21 protein-coding genes and 1 tRNA gene are annotated in these 23,522 nt (G+C 42.6%); 14 read left to right on the plus strand and 8 right to left on the minus strand.

Annotated elements, in window-relative coordinates; translation table 11 throughout:
• The 13 genes from ABDK00_RS06630 (at position 1) to ABDK00_RS06690 (ending at position 18,912) form a co-directional block, all read left to right on the plus strand.
• Entirely contained in the window at positions 1-1,314 is a 1,314-nt protein-coding gene (locus tag ABDK00_RS06630; RefSeq protein WP_346239371.1) for an ectonucleotide pyrophosphatase/phosphodiesterase, read from the plus strand.
• Between the two features lie 13 nt (positions 1,315-1,327).
• Entirely contained in the window at positions 1,328-2,701 is a 1,374-nt protein-coding gene (locus tag ABDK00_RS06635; RefSeq protein WP_346239372.1) for a sulfatase, read from the plus strand.
• A 67-nt stretch (positions 2,702-2,768) separates the two neighbouring features.
• Positions 2,769-4,205: a sulfatase gene (locus ABDK00_RS06640; RefSeq protein ID WP_346239373.1), complete on the plus strand. Its 1,437-nt coding sequence runs from the start codon at positions 2,769-2,771 to the stop codon at positions 4,203-4,205.
• Complete coding sequence (locus tag ABDK00_RS06645; protein ID WP_346239374.1) at positions 4,202-8,290, plus strand: hybrid sensor histidine kinase/response regulator transcription factor; 4,089 nt, start codon at positions 4,202-4,204, stop codon at positions 8,288-8,290. The genes ABDK00_RS06640 and ABDK00_RS06645 overlap by 4 nt, the downstream gene beginning before the upstream one ends.
• A gap of 3 nt (positions 8,291-8,293) precedes the next feature.
• Positions 8,294-9,703, plus strand: coding sequence for an arylsulfatase (locus ABDK00_RS06650; protein ID WP_346239375.1), 1,410 nt, complete (start codon positions 8,294-8,296; stop codon positions 9,701-9,703).
• 261 nt (positions 9,704-9,964) lie between these two features.
• A complete protein-coding gene (gene clpB / locus ABDK00_RS06655; RefSeq protein ID WP_346239376.1) occupies positions 9,965-12,580 on the plus strand; it encodes an ATP-dependent chaperone ClpB in 2,616 nt (871 codons plus the stop codon).
• Between the two features lie 238 nt (positions 12,581-12,818).
• On the plus strand, positions 12,819-13,463 hold the full coding sequence (locus tag ABDK00_RS06660; protein ID WP_346239377.1) for a DsbA family protein: 645 nt from the start codon (positions 12,819-12,821) through the stop codon (positions 13,461-13,463).
• A 384-nt stretch (positions 13,464-13,847) separates the two neighbouring features.
• Positions 13,848-15,281 carry a chromosomal replication initiator protein DnaA gene (gene dnaA, locus ABDK00_RS06665; protein WP_346239378.1) on the plus strand — a complete coding sequence of 478 codons (1,434 nt, stop codon included), beginning with the start codon at positions 13,848-13,850 and terminating at the stop codon, positions 15,279-15,281.
• 112 nt (positions 15,282-15,393) lie between these two features.
• Positions 15,394-15,482, plus strand: a tRNA-Ser gene (locus tag ABDK00_RS06670).
• Between the two features lie 117 nt (positions 15,483-15,599).
• Positions 15,600-16,502, plus strand: a complete 903-nt coding sequence (locus ABDK00_RS06675; RefSeq protein WP_346239379.1) for a hypothetical protein — start codon at positions 15,600-15,602, stop codon at positions 16,500-16,502.
• A gap of 199 nt (positions 16,503-16,701) precedes the next feature.
• Positions 16,702-17,178, plus strand: coding sequence for a Panacea domain-containing protein (locus tag ABDK00_RS06680; protein WP_346239380.1), 477 nt, complete (start codon positions 16,702-16,704; stop codon positions 17,176-17,178).
• 224 nt (positions 17,179-17,402) lie between these two features.
• Positions 17,403-18,452 carry an IS481 family transposase gene (locus tag ABDK00_RS06685; RefSeq protein WP_346239624.1) on the plus strand — a complete coding sequence of 350 codons (1,050 nt, stop codon included), beginning with the start codon at positions 17,403-17,405 and terminating at the stop codon, positions 18,450-18,452.
• Positions 18,453-18,672: 220 nt separating this feature from the next.
• Positions 18,673-18,912 (plus strand): hypothetical protein, encoded by a 240-nt coding sequence (locus ABDK00_RS06690; RefSeq protein WP_346239383.1) that lies wholly within the window; start codon positions 18,673-18,675, stop codon positions 18,910-18,912.
• On the opposite strand, the gene ABDK00_RS06695 is transcribed toward ABDK00_RS06690, so the two are convergent.
• From ABDK00_RS06695 to ABDK00_RS06730, 8 genes are all read right to left on the minus strand, one after another.
• Positions 18,909-19,727 (minus strand): HNH endonuclease, encoded by an 819-nt coding sequence (locus ABDK00_RS06695; RefSeq protein ID WP_346239384.1) that lies wholly within the window; start codon positions 19,725-19,727, stop codon positions 18,909-18,911. The two genes, ABDK00_RS06690 and ABDK00_RS06695, sit on opposite strands and share 4 nt — an antisense overlap.
• A gap of 121 nt (positions 19,728-19,848) precedes the next feature.
• The gene (locus ABDK00_RS06700; protein WP_346239385.1) at positions 19,849-20,259 is read right to left on the minus strand and encodes a hypothetical protein; all 411 of its coding nucleotides are present in this window, start codon (positions 20,257-20,259) and stop codon (positions 19,849-19,851) included.
• A gap of 16 nt (positions 20,260-20,275) precedes the next feature.
• On the minus strand, positions 20,276-20,596 hold the full coding sequence (locus tag ABDK00_RS06705) for an HNH endonuclease (RefSeq protein ID WP_425474803.1): 321 nt from the start codon (positions 20,594-20,596) through the stop codon (positions 20,276-20,278).
• A gap of 222 nt (positions 20,597-20,818) precedes the next feature.
• Positions 20,819-20,986: a helix-turn-helix domain-containing protein gene (locus ABDK00_RS06710; protein ID WP_425474804.1), complete on the minus strand. Its 168-nt coding sequence runs from the start codon at positions 20,984-20,986 to the stop codon at positions 20,819-20,821.
• Between the two features lie 181 nt (positions 20,987-21,167).
• Positions 21,168-21,350 (minus strand): helix-turn-helix domain-containing protein, encoded by a 183-nt coding sequence (locus ABDK00_RS06715; RefSeq protein ID WP_346239386.1) that lies wholly within the window; start codon positions 21,348-21,350, stop codon positions 21,168-21,170.
• A gap of 11 nt (positions 21,351-21,361) precedes the next feature.
• Positions 21,362-21,583, minus strand: a complete 222-nt coding sequence (locus ABDK00_RS06720; protein WP_346239387.1) for a hypothetical protein — start codon at positions 21,581-21,583, stop codon at positions 21,362-21,364.
• 181 nt (positions 21,584-21,764) lie between these two features.
• Complete coding sequence (locus ABDK00_RS06725) at positions 21,765-22,085, minus strand: hypothetical protein (protein ID WP_346239388.1); 321 nt, start codon at positions 22,083-22,085, stop codon at positions 21,765-21,767.
• Between the two features lie 14 nt (positions 22,086-22,099).
• A complete protein-coding gene (locus tag ABDK00_RS06730) occupies positions 22,100-22,495 on the minus strand; it encodes a hypothetical protein (protein WP_346239389.1) in 396 nt (131 codons plus the stop codon).
• 577 nt (positions 22,496-23,072) lie between these two features.
• Here ABDK00_RS06730 and ABDK00_RS06735 point away from each other — a divergent pair.
• Positions 23,073-23,498, plus strand: a complete 426-nt coding sequence (locus ABDK00_RS06735) for a surface-adhesin E family protein (protein ID WP_346239390.1) — start codon at positions 23,073-23,075, stop codon at positions 23,496-23,498.
• Positions 23,499-23,522: the final 24 nt, after the last annotated feature.

Genomic DNA, 23,522 nt, shown 5'->3' on the forward strand with positions numbered 1-23,522 from the left:
ATGCGGATTCGATCGCTCTTCCTGTTATTGGGCTTGCCGGTTATGTCAATGGCGCAAAGCAAGAAGCATGTATTGCTCGTTAGCATTGATGGCTTTCGTCCCAATTTTTATAAAGATGCCCGCTGGAAAGCGCCGTTGTTAGAGCGTTTGAAGGCGGAAGGTATTTATGCCGACGGTGTGAACAGTGTGTTTCCCTCAGTAACTTATCCATCCCATACGACCATCGTTACCGGCGCCTTGCCTGCCCAACATGGTATTTATTACAATGTACCTTACGAATCAAAAAACGGCGCTTGGTACTGGGAAGAATCAGCGATTAAAGTGCCCACGCTTTGGGATGCTATCAAAAAGGCGCAGTTAAAATCGGGCGCTGTTATGTGGCCGGTGACCGTTGGCGCACCTATCGATTATAATTTTCCTGTAAGAAGGGCGGATAATGATGAAAAGACGGATCAGCTCTCGGTTACAAAGCCCTTCATAACACCGTCCGGCCTGCTGGGTTCCATGCAGAAATCCATGGGAAGCTTATCGCCTAAAGATTTTAATCACGACAATATTGATGTTACCATTGGAAAAATGGCTTCTTATATCGTTAAAACCCATCAGCCTGATTTGATGGCGGTTCATTTTGTTGGTTTAGATCACGCCCAACACGACTTCGGACGCGATGCCGCCCAGGTGCAGCATTCGTTAACACAGATCGACAGCATGCTAAATATCGTGTTGAACGCCTACAAGGAAGCGGGCTTACTCAACAAAACGGATATCATCATCACGGGTGATCACGGGTTCGTTTCCGTAAGGCAACATCTGTCGCCCAACGCGCTATTGCGTGAAGCAGGATTGATTCAGGAAAACGACTGGAAAGCCCGCTTTGTTTCAACCGGCGGTTCTGCATTTTTATACTTAAAAGACAAGGGAGATAAACTGAGTTTAAATAAAGTGGTAGCATTGCTGCATAGCCTCCCGGCAGATCAAAAAAAATGTTTTAAAATACTGCAACGGCAAGAGCTCGACCAGATGGGCGCCAATCCGGAAGTAGCGTTGGCGCTCGCTGCTGACAATCGTTCCGCATTTAACGGAAGCACAGACGGACCTTTCGTAAAGCCCAGGAAAAAAGTGACGGGTTCTCATGGACACGATCCGCGTATGCCTGAGTTGTTTACGGGATTTATCGGATCAGGCCCCTCCTTCAAACAGGGCCATATAACGAAGATGAAATTGACTGATATTTCGGGTTTAATTGGAGACATATTAGGCTTGTCTTTTAAAGAAGCCGACCCAGACGTTCAGCATCAAATTTTAAAAGATTAACAACCGCTATATCATGAAGAAAATATTTCTCTTATCAATTTTAATCGGCGCCTTTGTTGGCTTGAAAGCCCAGAAAGCAAAGCAGCCGAATATTGTGGTGATCATGGCTGATGATCTTGACTCAAGGCAGCTGAGCTGTTACGGAGGCACGAATATCAAAACCACATATATCGACCAGCTGGCTTCAGAAGGCATGCTATTTAATCAAATGATTGCGTCGGAAGCTATGTGCGTACCTACGCGCGCTTCGCTGTTTACAGGGCTTTACCCGGCGAGGCATGGTTCTTTTCAAAACCATAAAGGCGTTTTTGACAATCTTAAAAGCGTTTGCCACTATCTGGGCGATCTTAATTATACCGTGGCGCTGACTGGTAAAAATCACAGTACGAGGCCCGAAAAAGTATTTCCGTTTAAATTTATAAAAGGATTTCAACCCAATTGCGTGGCGGCAACTGATGATTATTCATTAGACAGTGTTCGGCAATTTATCACTACCCGAAAAAATCCTTACTGTTTGTTCATTATGAGCATCAACCCGCATGCGCCTTGGACTTTGGGTGATCCATCGGAGTTTGACCCGCAAAAATTGACACTGCCCAAACATTGGGTAGATACCCGCCAGGTACGCCAGGAATTTTGCAAATATCTGGCTGAAGTAAGAAGGCTTGATAATCAGGTGGGCGATGTTATGAAATTGCTGAAAGAAACAGGGCAGGATAAAAACACCGTATTTATTTTTTTAGGAGAACAGGGCGCGCAGTTCCCCGGCGCTAAATGGACGCTTTGGGACGCCGGACAGAAAAGTTCGATGATTGTTCGCTGGCCCGGTGTGGTGCAACCCGGCACAAAAACGGAAGCCATAGCTCAATACGAAGACGTGACGCCAACCTTCGTGGATATCGCCGGAGGCAAAGCCATCGCCAACCTGGACGGCAAAAGTTTTTTACCCGTTTTGAAAAATAAAACGGCGGCTGCCAGGGATTTTGCCTATGGCATTCATAATAATATTCCCGAAGGGCCGGCCTATCCCATCCGGAGCATTAGGAGTACAGCGTATAAGCTGCTTTTAAACCTGACGCCGGATAAAAACTATCATATCAAGTATATGATGAATCCGGCGAAAAAAGACAGCTACTGGAACGGCTGGGTGGCCAAAGCGAGTGGTAACGCTGCCGACCAGGCCTTGATAGACCGGATCGTTCACCGCCCCGCTGTAGAACTGTATGATCTGAAAAAAGATCCTTACGAATTGCATAATCTGGCTAATGATCCGCAATATAAATCTATCGTTCAAAGTTATCAGTCAAAATTAAGGGCTTGGATGAAAGAGCAGGGCGACACAGGCGCGTCTATGGATATCCGTTATGAAAAGAAAAAGAATAAATAGTGCTAATCATTAGTACGCCCTTTTAAAGCATAGTGTATTAAGACGCATTAACATGTAAAATAATTTGATGAAATTGATTAAACTCTCTTTTTTATATCTGGCATTGCTTTGCTGTAATAGCGCCTTGTGGGCGCAGTCACAGCCCAATATTATTTTTATTTTAGCCGATGACCTGGGGTCGTCAGAACTGGGTAGTTATGGAAATACCTTCAATGAAACGCCACATCTTGATCGCCTGGCTGCGGGCGGTATGCGTTTCACACAGGCTTATTCCGCTGCGCCGATTTGTTCGCCTGCGCGTGTGGGGTTTATAACCGGTCAATATCCCGCCAGGACGCGCATTACCGATTTTCTCGGCAACGAAGCGCCACGCTATCTCGATCCTGCTAAATATTATACTTTAAATGAAGCTTTATCGGATGCAGGCTATCACACAGGGATAATCGGTAAATGGCATTTAGATACCAAATTTAGCAACCCAATCGGTAATCCGGAACAGCATGGGTTTGATGAGGTGATCGGGTCAGAAACCAAATATATTGCCGATGGCGATTATTTCTATCCTTACGATAAGGTGGCCACGTTTAACACAGGAAAAGAAGGCGAATACCTTACCGACAGGCAATGCAGCGAAGCTTCGGCTTTCATCGAGCGCAACAAAAAAAGCCCTTTCTTTTTGTACCTCTCATTTTATAGCGTGCATACAAGGCTGGATGCTCCTGAAGCATTGGTTAATAAATACAGGAAGAAGTTTGATGAAAAATATGGCGCTGGCGCCGCTGCTAAATTTTATGACGATCCGGCCAATGCGCGTCATGAAGGCAAGCATGCAGACAATCCTTACCTCGCTGCCATGATTGAAAGTATTGACAGCGGCGTGGGCGGCATCATGGAAACTTTGAAAAAAAATGGCCTGGAGAAAAACACGTTGGTTATATTTTTTTCCGATAATGGCGGCGTGGCTGGCTTTGCGAATAACGGAGTGCTGCGCCTCGGAAAATCGTGGCTTTATGAGGGTGGTATCCGCGAGAACCTGATCGCGCATTGGCCAGCGGCGATACAAGCCGGTAGCGTTTCCGACCAGGCGGTTTGCGGCATTGATTTTTATCCGACGTTCCTGGAAATGGCGGCAGCGAAACCAAAGGCCGGACATATTGTTGATGGGAAAAGTATTTTAAACGTGCTTAAAGGTGAACCCTGGGAAGGACACGAAGCGCTTTTCTGGCACTATCCTTCCGAGACTGGGAAATGGGTGCCGCGCATGTGCACAGCCGTAAGGATGGGCCATTATAAATTGATTTATTTTTATGCCGATAAAAGATCTGAACTTTACGATTTGTCAAAAGATCCTTCTGAAGCGCATGATCTCGCTGCAGCACAACCCGCAAAAGTGAAGCAGCTAAAAGCTGTGCTTGAAAAATGGAAAAAGGAAGTAAACGCCGAAGAGCCCAATATCCACGCAACGCCCAATAAAAACAAAAAAGCGAAACAAAAGAAAACTTGAAGTGCAGGGGAACGATACAATTAAAAGCCGGGCTGTCGCAGCTGTTCTTTATCTGTCTGTTCCTGTTTCCGTTTGTTTTCTTACAACATATCGTGTCGGCCCAGCAGGTGCTATTCAGGAATTACAGTGTTAATGATGGCCTATCTTCCAACACCGTTTGGAATATTGTCCAGGACGATCAGGGATATATGTGGTTCGGTACCAAAAATGGACTCAACCGGTTTGACGGCCATACGTTTAAGGTCTATCAGGCCCGGTCGGCCGCAGCCACTACGGCCGGAAATAGTTTTATACATTCCATTTGCCGATATGGCCCCGCTCATTTCTGGGTAGGCACGGAAGATGGTTTGTATATTCTCGATCTGGTGAAGGAGCAATTCTCGAAGGTGCATGCTTTAGGCGATGACCTGGTCTTTAGCATTTTGAAAGATGACAAAGGAACGATGTGGATAGGAACGCGAAGCAATGGCTTATATAGATATGATGCTTCAAAGAACCATTTTTTTAATTACCGGAAAGGGGCCGCTGTCAGGGCAATTTCTCATAACCAGATCCGGAGGCTTCAACAGGATTCGGACGGGAATATCTGGATTGGCACTTTTGGCGAAGGCATCGATATCCTCGATCCGGAAACGGGCCAGGTTCGCAATGTTAAAGCAGGCGCTACCGATCAGCATATTTCAAGCAATTTTGTGCTAACGCTTTATAAAGATCTTTCGGGTAATATCTGGATTGGCACGTTGGCCGGCGGCTTGAACTGCTGGAAAAAAGATGACGGAAAGTTTAAAGTATATAAAACAGGCGGCCAAAATGCAATCAGTGATAATATCGTTCGCGCCATTTATCAGCCCGATCCGACAAAATTATATGTAGGCACAGAAAAAGGCCTGAACCTGCTGGATATTGCTTCTGATCAGTTTAAATATTACGCCAGCAATTCGAGCGACCCCTACAGCATCAGCGATAACGCGGTGTATTCCATTTATCCCGATCGCGAAGGCGGGATTTGGGTGGGTACCTATTTTGGCGGGGTTAATTATTTTTCAGAAGCTGGCCCTGGTTTCAATTTTTACTACCAAACAGGCGCGGCCGACGGCCTTTCGGGAAAAGCCGTCAGTTGTTTTTTAGAAGACAAACCCGGGTATTACTGGGTGGGCACGGAAAACGGCGGGCTCAATTATTTCGACTCACATACCGGGAAGTTTAAAAAATATCCATTTACCGCGCAGCAGGAAAAGCTTTCCTACAGTAATATTCATGCACTATATAAGGATAAGGATGAAAATCTTTGGGTGGGCACTTTTAGCGGTGGTTTAAATATCATCAATCTAAAAACCGGTAAGATCAAACGCTATACCAGCGTTGCCGCCGACCCCTCTTCTTTGAGCAGCAATAGTGTTTATACGATTAATGAAGACCGGAAAGGCAATATATGGGTGGGCACGGTAAAGGGCCTGAATCTCTATAATAAAGAAGCGGACAATTTTACACGCATTACCGGCATGGATCTCCAAAACAGCTGTATTTACGAGGTTTATGAAGATAGGGCTGGTGTGATTTGGGTAGCCACTTACGAACACGGCGTCGTTTATCGAAAAGCGAATCAGCATAGCTGGGCGCGGTTCTCCACGGATAATTCAGATATCAGTTCTAATCGGGTAATTGCTTTGCACGATGACGGACTAGGAAACCTGTGGGTGGGGACGGATGGAGGCGGCCTGAACAAACTCGACCGCAAAACACAACGGTTTACAAGTTTTATGGGTCGGGCAGGCATGGCATCTGTCGTGTTTGGTATTCTGCAAGATAGGGCCAATCGACTATGGCTATCTACCAACGACGGCATTTTGAAATTTTCAGAAAAGCCTTTCGGAATTCTATCCTTTGCCAATTCAGGAAATTTTAATAACCGGCTCTATAATTACAATGCCTATTATAAGGGCGATGACGGCAGAATGCTGATGGGCGGCATCAACGGCTTTAGTACTTTTTATCCTGGCCAGCTAAAGTTGTCCACCGATCAAAACAATGTGGTACTTACTAATTTCAAACTGTTTAATAAAGAGGTTTCTTTTAGCAATGATGATGCTCCTTTGAATCAATCGCCCGGCTATGCGCGCGACATTACCCTCAGGCACAACCAGTCCGTGATTAGTTTTGAATACGCCGCCCTAAATTATAAAGATCCTGACCGCATTCAATATGCATACCAGATGGAAGGGTTTGATAATGGATGGAATATGGTGGGCGTTCAGCGTAATGCCACTTACACCAATCTGCCGCCCGGTAACTACACTTTTAAGGTTAAAGCTACCGACGTTTATGGTAACTGGAATGAAAGCACGGCCTCTATTGTACTGGTGGTGAAGCCGCCGTTTTACCGCACAACTGTTGCTTACATTTTTTATATCATCGCACTGGCTTTGGGGATATGGCTCTTAAAAAATTATTTCAAAAGACGCGAACAAGCAAAAAATGCGATGAAACTCGAGCGCATGAAAGCTCAAAAAGAACATGAGTTTTATCAACAGAAAATTGACTTTTTCACGACGATGGCACATGAAATACGAACGCCTTTGTCGTTAATCATGGCTCCGCTCGAAAAATTGCTCACTGAAGAAAATAAACCGGAAACCGTTTTACAGTTGAATGTGATGGAGCAAAATACGCAGAGATTGCTGACGTTGGTAAACCAATTGCTGGATTTTAGAAGAATCGAAAGCGATATTTATACCATCAAAAAGGAACGGCTCGAACTGGTAACTTTTATCCATGCTTTATACTCCAGGTTTTCGACAATTGCTTCGCAGAAAGGCATCCGCTTTAACATGTCGACTGATGTCAATCAGCTCCATATCAACGCCGACGGAGAAGCGCTGCAAAAAATACTGAGCAATCTTTTCATCAATGCTTTCAAGTTTGCCCGCAGTTTTGTGGAAATAAAAATCAGCCTTCCTCCCGGCATTGAGGATCAGAAAGTGGTTGCCGTTTCCGTTTCAGATGACGGAGTCGGCATTCCGCAATCAGAGTTGCAACATGTTTTTACACCTTTTTTTAAGGTTTCTTCTCCCGAGCATAAAATCAAAAATATTGGGGGAACGGGAATCGGGCTCTCTCTCGCCAAAGCGCTTGCTGAAAAACATGAGGGGGCGCTGGACGTGCATAGTCGTCCGGGCACGCCAACAATTTTTACACTGAGCATTCCTTTTGAGCCCAAAGCTGCGAACGCCGCGCCTGCCTCAGAAACAGAGGATAGCGAGGATGCAGCTCGTCCAGGTATTTTAATTGTGGAAGACGATCTTAATATGCTGGATTTTATTGTGACGAATTTCAGAGGGGAAGGATATCAGACTTTTTCTGCTACAAATGGCCTTGAGGCTTTGAAGGTGTTGGAAGCGCATCCTGTAGAGCTGGTTATTTCAGATGTAATGATGCCGGAAATGGACGGGATGAGTTTGTGCAAAAAGATAAAAAATAGTATCCATTTTAGCCATATTCCGGTGATTCTTTTAACAGCAAAAGGGAATAGCGATGCCGAGTTGCAGGGAATTGAAAGCGGCGCGGATGCATATGTGGTAAAACCCTTCAAATGGAAACATATCACGGCACTGGTGCGCAACCTGCTGGAGACGCGGCTGCGGCTGAAGGAGAAATTCAATCAGCAGCCATTGGCGGATATTGGTACGATCACAACAAATACCCACGACAAAAAATTTATTGAGACCATCACCGGTATTGTTGAAAAGCGAATCGACGACTATCGGCTTTCGGTTGAAGAATTGAGCCGCGAAATGTCGATGAGCCGCTCCACCTTGCATAAAAAAGTGAAAGCCGTTACCGGCCATGTCCCCAATGAATTTATTAGGTTGGTAAGATTGCGGATGGCGGCCAAACTCCTGATTTCGGGCGAATACAATATTTCTGAAGTGGGATATAAAACGGGGTTCAATTCGCCTTCCTATTTTTCACGCTGTTTTATACAGCAGTTTAAATTAACGCCAAGCGAGTTCCTCGACAAATACCAGAATGGAGCGCTTAATGATGCAGATGATTTGCTCATTAAAGAACAGGGTAAAAACAAATAAAAAATGAGATATTTTATTTTAAGTGTAGGCATTGTATTGTCAACTATGATGACAACTATTGTTGCGGCTCAGTCGAAGCCCAATATTATCGTAATTGTTGCTGACGATTTGGGCTGGGGTGATGTGGGCTTTCACAAAAGCGAAATCAGGACGCCCCATCTTGATCAGTTTGCGAAAGAGGGCGTTATCCTCAACCGGTATTATGTCTCTCCGATTTGCTCCCCAACCAGGGCCGGGTTGATGACGGGCCGCTACCCTGAGCGCTTTGGCCTCCGCGATAATGTCATCGCGCCGTGGCTGGATTTTGGTATCGACACTTCCGAACGCTTTCTTCCGCAGTACCTCGCCGAAGCAGGTTATAAAAACCGCGCCGCGATCGGTAAATGGCATTTGGGGCATTCGGCCAGGAAATACCTGCCGCTCAGTCGCGGTTTTACACATTTCTACGGCCATTATAATGGCGCTATCGATTATTTTACGCACAAAAGGGAAGGCGAGCTGGATTGGCATAACGACTGGAACACCAGTTACGATAAAGGATATTCGACTGATCTGATTAGTAATGAAGCGGTGAAATGTATTCAGGCATATAAAAAGGAAGGGCCGTTTTTTCTGTATGTAGCTTACAATGCGCCACACGGGCCATTGCAGGCTAAAAAAGAAGATCTGTTGAAATATGGCTTTGATCCGTCCAAGCCCTTATTTGGCGAGGGCGGCAAGGGCCCGAAAGAAAAAGGGCGCGGCAACACCAAAAGACAAACCTATTCGGCAATGGTAACAAGCATGGACGAGGGCATCGGCCGCATACTTGACGCACTGAAATCAGCCGGATTGGATGAAAATACCTTGGTTCTTTTTCATAGTGATAATGGCGCGGAGCCAAATGCCGGTGGTAGTAGCGGAGAATTGAAAGGAGAAAAATTTCAGGAGTGGGATGGAGGCGTTCGGTCTTCAGCTGTGGTGCGCTGGCCGAAAGGCTTTAAAGGAGGATGGAAAAGTGAACAGCTTTGCGGATATATTGATATCGTGCCAACGCTTTGTGCGATAGCGGGCGCCCCATCAAATACTGGAAAAAAACTTGACGGTATCAATATCGTAAACGCGCTTACTAATCAACAAACCATTTCAAGAGAGCTGTTTTTAGGCCACGGCGGCCTGATTGTTGATGATTGGAAACTTGTGAAAGCCAATAGCGGCAATGAGAAAATGAAAAATAAAACAGACGTGGTTTATCATATTACCGCCGATCCGGAAGAAAAAACAGATGTCCGTCAAAAATACCCGGATCGCTATCAGCAGTTGCTGCAAAAGCTGCGGCCATATGAAGCGATTCAAAGTTCAGTGCAGGTGCCACCCTACGGGCAGGGACGACAAACTTTTAAAGCACCGCCAGCATGGAATATAAAAAAATAAGTAGATAGCAAAGTGTGACGGGCCCGCGTAAGCGGGCTTTTTTATTGCGACCAAAGGAGCTGGATAAAAAGTTGGTAAACATGAAATTTTAGCATAAAACCCGCGCCAGGACTGCATTTTAGTCATATTTAACCTATTGAATCTGACATCCTTACATTAAATATCGGCTTGGATTTTGTTTTGATAAATAAAGTGTATCAATGAGAAAGCGCAAAAGTGCTTCGTTCTCCATTCTGTTAAACACAAAAGAAATTATAATATATGAACTTAGGAAATTTTACCATTAAAGCTGCCGAGGCCTTTCAACAGGCGCAGCAGCTTGCGTTTAACGCACAAAATCCGACTATTGAAACCGAACATATTTTAAAGTCGCTGCTCGACCAGGAGGATTCGCCGGTGGATTATCTTTTAAAGAAAAATAATGTGACCATTAACCTGGTAGCTACTAAATTGGATGAATTGCTGGCAAAATTGCCCAAATCTTCCGGTGATCCGGCGCAGCAAATCAGCAGAGAAGCTAATAATGTTGTGTTGAGAGCCGGTGCTGCTTTAAAACAATTCAACGACGAATTTATCACGCCCGAGCATTTATTGCTAGCTATCGTAGAAGGCAACGACGCTTCGGGCAAATTATTGAAAGATGCCGGCTTGTCTGCCAAAGGGCTTATTACCGCTATCAAAGAATTACGTGCGGGTTCGACCGTATCTTCCCAAACACAATCCCAAGAATTCAATGCGCTGAATAAATACGCCAAAAATCTAAACGAGTTGGCGCGTCAGGGTAAGTTGGATCCGGTGATTGGCCGCGACGAAGAAATCCGCCGCACACTGCATATTTTGAGCCGCCGCACCAAAAACAATCCTATTCTTGTCGGTGAGCCGGGGGTTGGTAAAACCGCGATTGCAGAGGGCATCGCGCATCGTATTGTCAATGGCGACGTACCTGAAAATCTAAAATCTAAAATCATTTATGCTTTAGATATGGGCCTGCTCATTGCTGGAGCTAAATATAAAGGTGAATTTGAAGAACGACTAAAAGGGGTGGTGAAGGAAGTCAGCGGCAGCGACGGCGAAATCATTCTTTTCATTGATGAGATTCATACGCTGGTAGGAGCCGGCGGGGGAGAAGGAGCCATGGATGCGGCCAATATTTTAAAGCCGGCGCTGGCACGCGGCGAACTGCGGGCGGTTGGGGCTACTACGCTAAATGAGTATCAGAAATTCTTTGAAAAAGATAAAGCGCTCGAACGCCGTTTTCAGAAAGTAATGGTGGAAGAGCCTTCAGTTGAAGACGCGATTTCTATTTTGCGCGGACTTAAAGATAAATATGAGACACACCATCATGTCCGTATTAAAGATGAGGCAATTATCGCTGCTGTAGAATTGTCAAACCGTTATATTACTGACCGGTTTTTGCCCGATAAGGCCATTGATTTAATTGATGAAAGCGCGGCTAAACTTCGTTTGGAAATGAACTCCATGCCTGAAGAGTTAGACCGGCTCGACCGGCAGATTCGGCAACTGGAAATTGAGCGGGAAGCGATAAAAAGGGAGAGCGACGAAGAAAAATTAAAGCAACTCAACACGGAAATAGCCAACCTTTCGGTGGAGCGGGATACGCTCAAAGCAAAGTGGACCGAGGAGAAAGAACTGGTGGAACAAATTCAGGGTTCCAAAGCGGGAATTGAAAGCCTGAAGCTGGAAGCAGAGCAGGCTGAACGAAACGGGGACTACGGCAAAGTGGCGGAAATACGTTATGGAAAAATAAAGCAAGAGGAAGAGCGTATTGCCGAATTGACCAGGGAATTGCAAACCGATAATGAAAAAAGGCTATTGAAAGAAGAAGTGGACGCTGAAGATATAGCTGAAAGCGTAGCAAAATCAACTGGTATTCCGGTAAGTAAAATGATGCAAAGCGATAAGCAAAAGCTTTTGCATCTTGAAGCGCACTTGCATGAGCGCGTGGTAGGGCAGGATGAAGCCATTTCAGCCGTAGCTGATGCCATTCGCCGCAGCCGCGCAGGACTTAGCGATCCTAAAAAGCCGATTGGCTCCTTTATTTTTCTGGGCACGACAGGTGTGGGTAAAACCGAGCTGGCAAAAGCGTTGGCGGAATACCTGTTTGATGACGACAGTATGATGACCCGCATTGACATGAGCGAATACCAGGAAAAACATACGGTGAGCCGTCTGGTGGGAGCGCCTCCCGGTTATGTAGGTTATGACGAAGGCGGCCAGCTGACCGAAGCCGTGCGCCGCAAGCCATATAGTGTGGTATTGTTGGATGAGATAGAAAAGGCACATCCCGATGTTTGGAATGTTTTGTTGCAGGTTTTGGATGACGGCAGGCTTACCGATAATAAAGGTCGCGTGGTGAATTTTAAGAACACCATCATTATTATGACGAGCAATATAGGCAGCCATCTGATTCAGGAGGCTTTCGAGGATGTAACGGAGCAGACGGTCGATGAGGCTACTAGAAAAGCAAAGGTGGAAGTGATGAATCTTTTAAAGGAAACGGTGCGTCCCGAGTTTTTGAACAGGGTAGATGAAATATTAATGTTCCATCCGTTATTGAAAAAAGATATCGTCAATATCATTAAAATTCAATTGAATGCCTTAACGAAGCAGGTGAAAGAAAACAGCGGGCTTACGCTGGAGTTCAGTGATTATGCGCTTGAGTTTCTTGCCGAACAGGGTTTTGACCCACAGTTTGGCGCGAGGCCGCTTAAACGATTGATTCAAAAGGAAATCGTCAACCAGCTCAGCAAGCGTATTTTAGAAGGAGATATTGACAAAGATCACCCTGTCCTCATTGATGTTTTTGACAATACCGTTGTATTCAGAAATGAATTTCAGGAAAAAAGTACGAAATAAATCTTTACCAAAAGGCACTTCGGCCAAGGTTGGGAGCAGGGGTTAATGAATTGAATAATATATCCACAATCGTATCGGGGCGAAGGCCGGAGCTATGGTTATAATGGGCGCAGGCGCGGCTATGAAATATAAAAAAATTTGTGGGATAAAACTACAATTATCATCCCCCACTCCTTATATTTGGGCAGGTTTTGGATGCAGAGCCTGAACAGATTGCCTAAATAAATCATAAACGACTATGAGCGCAAAAAAAGAGGAGGAAATAATTATTGAGCCCAAAGAAATTTTCGTGGGTAAAAAAGAAGCGCCTGTTATATTAATGGAGTTTGGTGAATATGAGAGCGAAGATTGTGCGAAGGCCAACGAAATTGTAAAGCAAATTTTGACCGATTATGACGGCAAGGTGAAATTCAATTTTCGTCATTTCCCTCAAACCCGGATTCATCAGCGCAGCCTGAAAGCTGCCGAAGCCGCGATCGCTGCTGCCCAAGAAGGAAAGTTCTGGGAAATGCATAATGAGTTATTTCAAAACAGAAGAAATTTGGGTACCACCAGCTTAAAGCTTCACTCAAAAGAAGCAGGTGTAAAGAATAAAAATTTTCTCGACGAACTGGTAAACGGCACCTATGGCTGGCAGGTTCAGGATGATCTTAAAGAAGGCCTTGACAGAGGGGTTAAGGAGGTGCCTACTTTCTTCGTAAACAACGAGATTGTAAAAGGCAAACCTACCTATGCCAGTTTAAGTGCGGCGATTGAAGCTGCATTAAAAAATGGTAAAAAGCCAACGGCGGCAAAACCAAAGGCCGCTACCAAATCGGCCAGCGCTGCAGCTAAAAAAGCGGCGACCACACCAGCGAAGGGTAAAACAAAATCTTCAAAATAATTTTGTACGCTTCAAATTAATTTTACTAAGATAAATCTTACAGACAATCGTTCGAAACCCTTTACTATAAAGGGTTTCGTCGTTTTATCTCCTTTTCAACACTGATTTGCATAACTAATTTTATTCATATTATCGCCTTTTTTAGTGAGGCTTAATTTCGATTTTTTTTTAGGAAATGTTGAATAATTTCGAAAGGCCTGTTCGTGGTTACCTTAATTTCTGCATTAATGAAAAAAATGTTAGCGATTATTTTTTTTATGTTGAATAAATGTGGATATTCGCCGTCCGCCTAAAGTTTTTTTGTCGTATACAGGTGAAGAAAAATCAGGCGTTTTTTTCTTAATTTTTTTAAATTGTAGCACCCCCCATAAATTCACTGTTTCAATGGAGAAAAATGCCGATAAAGTTTGGTTTAATTGTTTAAAGATCATAAAGGATATCGTAGAATGGCAACATTACAAAACATGGTTTGAACCAATAAAGGCAATTTCTTTAAAGAGTAATGTGTTGGTGATTCAGGTGCCAAGTCAATTCTTTTTTGAGTATCTTGAGGAACATTATGTGAACCTGCTCGCGAAAACGCTGAAGCGCGAGTTGGGGAAAGAAGCCCGGTTGGAATATCGCATAATGGTGGACAGCGGTAATAGCAAAAGCAAGCCGCTAACGATGGATGTTCCGGGTACGGGATATAAGACGTATTCTAATAACGAAATGGACTTTCCGCTCGTGGTCAATAATTCTGTAAAAAATCCTTTTGTCATTCCCGGCATTAAAAAAATGCAGATTGATCCGCAGTTGAATGTTAATTATACTTTCGACGCCTATATTGAGGGCGATTGCAACAGGGTAGCGAGGCGTGCCGGCAAAACGGTCGCCGATAAGCCAGGCGCCAATTCTTTTAATCCTTTGGTAGTGTATGGCGGCGTGGGACTGGGAAAAACGCACCTGGTGCAGGCCATCGGCAACGATGTGAAAAGGTTACATCCCAACAAGATCGTATTATACGTGAGTTCAGAGAAGTTTATCAATCAATTTATGGACCACAGCCGCAATGGCGCCATCAACGATTTCATTCATTTTTATCAATTGATAGATGTATTGATTGTGGATGACGTTCAGTTTTTTAGTAAAGCTGAAAAGTCGCAGGATGCTTTTTTTGCGATTTTCAACCATTTGCATCAGTCAGGCAAGCAATTGATACTCACTTCCGACAAGTCGCCCAAAGACCTGGACGGCGTGCAGGAGCGGTTGCTAAGCCGTTTCCGTTGGGGTTTGAGCGCTGATTTGCAAATTCCGGATTACGAGACGAGGATTGAGATTCTTGAAAGAAAGATGAAAGCAGACGGGCTCGATATGCCGAAAGAAGTGGTGAAATACATCGCTTACAATATTAACAGCAATGTGAGGGAACTCGAAGGGGCGTTGATTTCATTGCTGGCGCAGTCGTCGCTAAACAGGAGGGATATTGACCTGGAACTTGCCAAGAAAGTATTACGCAATTTTATCAAATCCTCCAGCAAAGAAATTACGATTGATACCATCCAAAAAATGGTTTGCGATTACTTCGATGTAGCCTATGATAAATTGCTTCAAAAAACCCGCAAGCGGGAGATCGTGCAGGCGCGCCAGATCACGATGTATCTGGCCAAGGCCTTTACCAAAAACAGCTTAAAGACCATTGGCGAACATTTTGGAGGACGGGACCATACCACTGTGATTCATTCCTGCCAGACGGTTAAAGATCTTATGGATACGGACAGTTTGTTTAGAGAAAACGTATTAGAGCTGCATCAGAAAGTGCAGTTGGCGGCGATGTAAGTGGCCCGCTTTTTTTTCAAAAAGGGCAAAGAAAAAGTCGTAACAAAATTGAGAAAAACCGTCCAAAATAATATCCAACTTCAAACTTTTCCTATATATTTGCATCCCTTTTGGTGAGGTGGATGAGTGGCTGAAATCAGTAGTTTGCTAAACTGCCGTACGGGTTAAACTGTACCGCGGGTTCGAATCCCGCCCTCACCGCAGTTATGAAAGCTTAAATAGTTGTAAAACAATTGTTTAAGCTTTTTTTATTAGCGATGTTGCGCCTAATGTTGCGCCTGAAGAGGGGAATTGCATTAATTACAACTCAATAACATAATGAACATTAGAGAATATTTAACCCTGGTATCTGACAATCTGCAACAAGTGGCTTTTGCTACGCATTATGACCACAATTATTCTGACGATAAGCCATTTTTGGCCAAAGATGTAAAATCTCTTAGGCGCGCGTTAAAGAACTTGTCGGTCATTCCAATTATAAAGCCGGAGCTTGATGCACTTCAGTCTACTCCATTATTCAAAGATCCCCAGAATAAATTGTATTTGTCGCATTTGGAAAACGAAAAGATTCATGATATCATTCTGCAAATTAGATCAGGGTTAAACTATCTGCTCAGGTCTGTAGAGTCTTATGGTAATCCGGACTCTTTGATTACCGTTAAATTACCTGAGGCTAAGACATTTGAGGATATGTCACGCGTTTGCAACGAATTAAAGAAGGCAATCGATGTTCCGATCAATGACCTTTCAGACGGATCACAGGTAAATATATTAACTGCCGAGTCTGGATCTGTCTGGTTAATAGTGGGGTTAGGATTACCAACTGCCGCTATATTGATTGCAAAACTATATTACGCTTCGGCTGTTGTTAGAAAGAAAAATGCTGAGTGTAAAATGTTCGAAGCTCATGCTAGATCGTTGGAGTTGAAAAACGATGCTTTAGAGTCACTAGTTGCTGCTCAAAAAGCTCACACATCCAGTATATTGCAAAGTGAAGCTGAAGCCATCGCTAATGGCGTTCATAGTGACACTGATCCACAAATAGTAGAGAGGTTAAAAATGTCAATTTCTTCTTTTTCTGACTTGATGGATAAAGGCTTGCAACTACTTCCAACCCCAGGATCAAGCGATGAGATAAGACAGTTGTTTCCTGAAAACACTTCTCTGAATTTGATCGAATCATCAATTAAACAAATTTCAAAAGGAGCAGGGGATTTATGATGGTTATTATTTCAAAATGATATCCTCTTGAAAGGTGTGATTCACCCTCTTAGAAAGAAAAAGGAAATCATGGCGATCAATAAGCCCTACCACCGTATATTTAATTCGTGGAGCGTTTTGAGTATGCCCACATCAATGAAATTTGGCAACTTTAAGAAATAACTTTTATAAATTCCTCTTAGTATGTTAGCTTTGTTCAATGCAAGCTTGGGATTTAGCACACATTATTACTCATTATGTCAACGGAAAAGGCGAAAATGTTTCACATAAAAAGTTGCAAAAGTTGCTTTACTATGTGGAAGCCTGGCACTTGGTTAATTTTAATAGTCCGCTGATCAAAGAAGACTTTGAGGCGTGGATTCATGGACCTGTTATTCCATCGGTTTATCATAAGCTTAAGAATTTTGGATTCAATAACCTAGATGTCATCAATGACGAAGAAGGTACGGCCGACGAGCAAATAGCTAAAATCATAGAAGACAACAAAATACAAGACAAAGTCGAGTTTATTAGTATGGTGTTAAATAAATATGGGTGCTTGTCTTCTTTTGAACTTGAAATATTAAGTCACAGTGAAAAGCCTTGGATAGATGCAAGAAAAGGGTGTGCTCCACATGAAAGGTGTACCAATATAATCTCTAAAGAGGCTATTCTTCAATATTATTCGACTTTATAATGCGCCTCTGATATGGGGAAAAATAATGGCAAATTTAAAATTGGCAATCCTCAAAGCCAATTAGACAAACTAACTGAAAATAACGACAAGTATAAAATAGGTATGGAAGGTGTTAGCTTTCACGAAATTCGTGATATGAAGTGAAATAGCTACGATTTAATCTGACAGTTGGGATTAACTTTAAAGTAACGACAAATTAAATGTTAACCCCAAAAAGTCAGATTATGAATCAAGAATCTAAATTAATCAAAACCAAGTTAGGATTGTTGCAATTGGCCCAACAACTGGGTAATGTATCTCAGGCATGCAAGATCATGGGTTACAGCCGTGATAGTTTTTATCGTTTAAAAGAGCTGTACGATGCGGGAGGTGATATGGCCCTACAGGAGATCAGCCGTCGCAAACCTATTCCCAAAAACCGGGTAGAACCTGCTGTTGAAGCAGCTGTTGTAAAAATTGCTTTTGAACAGCCTGCTTTTGGCCAGGTGCGAGCCAGTAATGAATTACGTAAACAAGGGATATTCATTTCTCCTGCCGGAGTTCGCTGTGTATGGCAGCGTAATGATCTGGAGGTTTTTGCCAAGCGTTTAAAGGCTCTTGAGGCTCGTGTAGCGCAGGAAGGCATTATTCTCTCAGAGGCACAGGTCATCGCACTGGAACGTAAAAAAGAGCAACGGGAAGCTCACGGTGAAATAGAAACTGAACATCCAGGCTATCTGGGCTCACAGGACACTTACTATGTTGGCAATATCAAGGGAGTCGGAAGAATCTACCAGCAGACCTTTATCGATACTTATAGCCGGGTAGCTTTTGCAAAACTGTACACCAGTAAGCATGCGATTACCTCAGCAGACATACTTAACGACAGAGTCTTGCCATTCTTCGACCAACAGCAAATCCCTCTACTTCGAATCCTGACGGATCGGGGAACCGAATACAACGGGAAGCCCGAGCATCACGAATTTGAATTATATCTGAACCTGGAGGACATAGCACATAGCAAAACGCAGGTGCGGCATCCCCAAAGCAATGGCATCTGCGAACGCCTGCACCGTACCATGCAGGAAGAATTTTATGCAGTGGCCTTTAGAAAGAAACTGTACGATAACTTAGAACATCTTCAACAGGATCTGGATCAATGGATGGAATACTATAATACTGAACGGCCTCACAGTGGCAGATATTGTTACGGTAAAACTCCCATGCAAACTTTTAAAGAATCTTTACCTTTAGCAAAACAGAAGTTTCTCAATGAAACTCACACAGCAGCTTAATAATTTAATCCGTTTCCCATGTTAAACGAAAAAGAAAATCCTCGACTGTCAGATTAAATAATAACTATTACATATGAAGCCCGTTTTCGCTTTTGACTATTTGTCTTTAACTTCATCGGAGCTATGTTTCAATTGTAAAAAGTTAACTACGGATGATTATAAAGGACTTCTAACCGCTTTGAAAACAAACTCAAAAATATCATACAATAAATTACGGAATGTGCCCAATTATAGGTTTCATCCTGTAGATTTTGATGAACACAATTTATCCATTACTCGAAAGGAGTACAAAGAAGCGCTTTCTTATAAACCTGATGAAATAGCTGACAACGAATTGCCAACTTTATATCAGTTCGATCTTCATTACAGGCAAAAAGCACGGGCATTTGGGTTTCTATACAAAGGCATATTTTATCTTGTTTGGTTCGATAAGGATCATTTAATTTACCCGGGAGACTAACCTCCGATTTTGTTAGACTTTTTAATATTACATCCTTTACAAAGCAATTGGAGGTTTCTATACGTATTAGCACCTCCCTTTGAAAATGGTATTATGTGATCAAATTCTAACTGCTCATTACCTCCACATTCTACACATCGCCCACCATCGCGATTCCAAACCTGATCCATTACTTCCTGTGGTATCCTTTCCCTAACGACATCCTGATTATCTAGAAAAATAACACCTTTCTCTTTTAAGTCTTCATAAACTTCTCTTTCCAATTGCCTCCTGCGATCTTTTTCTTTTATGCTTTCATGTTTTGCTACGAGTTCTCGTCTGATCGCCTCTTTCTCTTCTTCTATCTGTCGCTGTTTTATCTCCTCTTCGATGTTGCTTCGTCGGGCTTCCAATTCTGTTAGATTATCCCGATAAAACTTCGCAATTTGTGTCCTAAAATCGTTCAACAGCTTTCTTAATCCATCAATATCATGAGAGTTAAAATTGACACGTCGAGCCTTACTTCCAGCCCAAGGCCCGACTACCCCTAGCATTTCTAAATCATCCATAATACGCCCAGCCCTGTTGTATCCCAATTTCATACGTCGCTGAAGTAGAGATGTGCTGGCTAGTTGATTTTGAATAATAAGTATTGCAGCTTCTTCTACCAACGAGTCTAACTCTTCACGCACGTAGTCCTCAACGGGTGAATTAACCAAATAGCGTTCTACTAGTTTTTCCTTTATTTGATCACCTAAAACAAAGGCAGGTTTAGCCTGGAAAGGTGTAGAATTATCTATTTTATTTCGTGTTTGTTTTTTAAAAATATTCCACATAAACAGTAATTACGAATCAAATATATCACAAACTTATAGGAAATTAGCAAGTGTGGCATTTATCATCGTTAGTGTAGTGATCGTATTCAACCATATTTCACTGTAAACGGACTATTAACTATTATAACCGTTCCTGAATTTCCTTTACTTCAATAGCGCCCCTCTCACTTTTAATAAAGGAAAAGTTTTTAAGAGGGATTCCGTATTGTTCGGCTGTGTGTTTCGCGGCAAATAGAAGCGCTTGCAGTTGGTTCTTTTGTTCTGTGTAGCCTGCCTGGTCATGTATACCCTGAACTTCGTCAAATGTCATGACGGTGCCCACCGGAGGCGTATTTTTGACAATCAACGCATTCTGTATAAGCTGGCATATTTCGAACTCGTTTTCTTCCTCAAAGAGGTCACTCAATTGCTTTAAGGTAGATATTGGGAACTTAAAGAATTCGTTTTCCTTTTCGTTATCGGTTAATGGCTGCTCTAAAAATTCCTCGAAAGTGTCTTTTAGGAGAGGGATGTAATTGTATTGGTTTGGCATAAACTTGGTTTTTGGTTTAATTATTGAAATGATCCCTGGTCCTGTTGTGTAGACTATCATGGCAACTACTGCAAACGGACTCCAGCCATTTTATAGGCTCTTTACCTATTCGATATTTAGCATATTTCTTGTGATGGACCTGGTTTGCACGATCACCACAATAAACGCAGGGCCAGTTATCCCGTCGCAAAACTACAAACCTCTTTCGCTGCCAGGCCTCACTTTTCAAGTAGGTGTTCCGATAGTACTCAATACGCTTTCTCCGCCTTAGCTCAAAAAGATAACGGTTTAAAATGAATGAAGCAATTGCAAAAAGTATAACAAGCAGCGCCGCCATTATTAAACGCTTAACAATAAAGGTCTAAAGATAAATCAATTTTGGTGATTCTATTGGCCCGACTTCTGCATGGTATCCAAATATTAAATCGTCATGACGTCGTGAACTTTCGACATTTGTAGCCAGGCCTTTATAATTCTGCAATGTTATTCTTTCAACCCCCTGCAGCCGCTATTAACCCCTATTTTAAGGCTAAAACCCAAATAGACAGCGTCAACAACCTTACCTTGCGTTGACAGTATGCTTTTTAAGATAGTCCGCTAATTGCTTATCAGTTATTCTGTATGTTCCTCTAATTATAACCGTTCCTAAGGCTCCTCTTTTAATTTCTTTTCTTACCGTTGATGTCGAAACTCTCAATATCTCAGCTACTTCGTTAATTGTTTTCATGTTTTTATGTTCAATAACGAACAGCAGGGATAAACATGTATGTCGGAATCGAACCGGTGTCCGGCAAAGGCTCAATTATTTAACGTTTTAGCAAACGCTCTAGAAAGAACATTATCCAGTTTAGCACTTTACTTTAACAAATAAATTTTACGTCTTTACAAAAGAATGTTTTACAAAATGATTAATTGGGGCGCGATACCTTCAACGGAGTGGTTTGCCGCTCTATGTATTCGTTCAATTGCTTTTCGCTGATTCTGAAAACACTTCTGATGCAGATAGCCTGCAAGGCGCCGCGCTTTATTTCGCTTTGTACAGTTTGGCGCGACACCCTTAAAAATTCAGCTACCTCTTTGATCGTTTTCATTATGCTGCGTGTTATTTTAAACCATTGAAAAATTCCTGAACCTTGATCATTAAACCTTCATAGCTCTCTGCGTTAAATTGTTGTTGCAAGCTTGTTCCTGTCTCAAAGTTCAACATCAAAGATGCATACCATTTGTTGGCATCAAAGGGTGATTTGTCTACTGCTAAAGCATAGCCTTTTAATCCAAGGGATTTAAACGAAGCAGTGTTAAGATGTTCGGTAATTTCTTTCAAGAAATAGGATATTTAGATTTTAAAGCTAATAAAAAAACCGCAGCTATTGCCACGGTTTGATACAATTAAGCGTTTCGTAAACGCCTGCGCTTCTCTTTCGCTTTGTTGATATAGTACCGGATTCCTTTTAGTTTAGTGTATTGATTCTTTTTCATTACTTATTGTTTTTTGTAAAAGAGTATTAACTCGCTGCCTGTGCAATAAAGTTGCTTATCATGGTAAGATTCCAGACGCGCGAATTGATATAAGAATTGGTGCATTTAAATTGGGTTTCGTCTTCTTCCTGTGTTCGGACTGTATCAAATATAGCGTCGTTTATCGTCTCAATTAAGTCGCCGATAGGCAAGAAGCTAAGTAGATCGTCCGCAGCATAGTAAAGTGCTATTGCCTTATCCAGGTCTACTTTTTTTAACGAATGTTTCGGAAGTAAACTCTCCCGTATTTTTTCCGCTTGTTGCTGAATGTGATATTTAAAATCATCGATATTAAGATATGGGTTCATTATCGTGGGTTTTATTAGTTTGATAATTTGTGTCGGCCTTTGATTTTATCGTATTCGTCTTGGCTAAGGCATCCGCAATAATGGTGTAAGCAAACGTAATCCAAGTAGTCGCCGCACTCACTGTCTAAATAGCGGAACAAATAAAGCAGATTTCCCAAAATCTCGCCGGCGTGTCTTTGGCTGAATGCTGGCAGCCGTTTGGATATATTTGGATCGGTGAGCAGCAGTGTAATATCCTGAAGGATTGATTCAATGTCGGAGCTTTCATGTCCTCCAAACCTGGCTACGTGCGTCACCAGTTCAGCCAGTTGGCCTTTGCCTTCATCAATCGATGCCCCTTTTTTGAGGAATAACATGCCTGCGAAGTCTTTTGCTTCCTGCATTTGTTCGGGTGATAATTTATTGTTCATGGTGATGTTTTTTTAGTTTTTATGCAAACGGTTTAGTTTAGTAATTCTCTTGTGGTCAACATACAGATAATGATGCCCACTCTCTAATCCCGGTGATGTTTTTGGACAAAAATGTACGTCGTTGGGGCGCAAGGTGCCAATAAAACCAAATGGGCAAAACCTTTTTGAGTGGGGGCATTGAATACACTTACTCATAATTACCTCCTTCCTTTAAAATGAACATTAAAGAGCCGTCCATAAATGTAATTCGCGGCCTCGAAGGTGGTGGATCTTGGACTTGTCTGAGTCCGGGACAATAGCGCTTTGTCGTTGGGTGTGGGGTTGAGTGGCCCACTGATAAAAATTTGTTCATAACATATTAAATAGGCGGTCGCTCTCAATACTCACTAAGTATTAGTGTGGATAGGCACTTTCAGCCATACGCCGCCATTATTTTTAAATATGTGTATTAGATATTGCTACCTAATGAGTATTGAGGATTTAAAGATACGAACTGTTTTGATATTGCAAAAAAAACTGCCAATAACATTTTTGCTTTTGATAATTTTGGTAATCTGTTTCACTATAAAAAAAACTAATGAAGCTTTTCTTTATCTGTTTTCTCCTTTGCATCGCTTCTGTGAGCGCCTCAGGACAAAACCATTATATTTCGTCCAGTTCGAAGGATTCCACCTGGTTGTATGTTAGCATGTCTACTAATGGAGATGTTTATTATATCAGGAAAAAACCGGTGAAAAAGACTTCTGAGTCGATCAGAGTTTGGACAAAAAATTATTGGTCTGAAAAGGAGATTGATAATAAAAAATTTGAAGAGGGATTTACATTAATTCTCTGGGATTTTTTCTGTGAAGAAGCTAAGGTTAAAACGCTTGCCGTTCTAGACTATGGAAGCAATGGTGACGTTATCAGCAAGGTTGAAACTGATGATATCTTGGCCAAGTCTTCGTATGTGGTGCCTGGTTCGATTGCCGAATCTTTGATGGAAGCTGCTTGTGAACTTTAGCATGCAGAAATTTACGAAATCTGG

It is taken from the genome of Niabella insulisoli, assembly GCF_039652435.2.
GTDB classification, from domain to species: Bacteria; Bacteroidota; Bacteroidia; order Chitinophagales; family Chitinophagaceae; genus Niabella; species Niabella insulamsoli.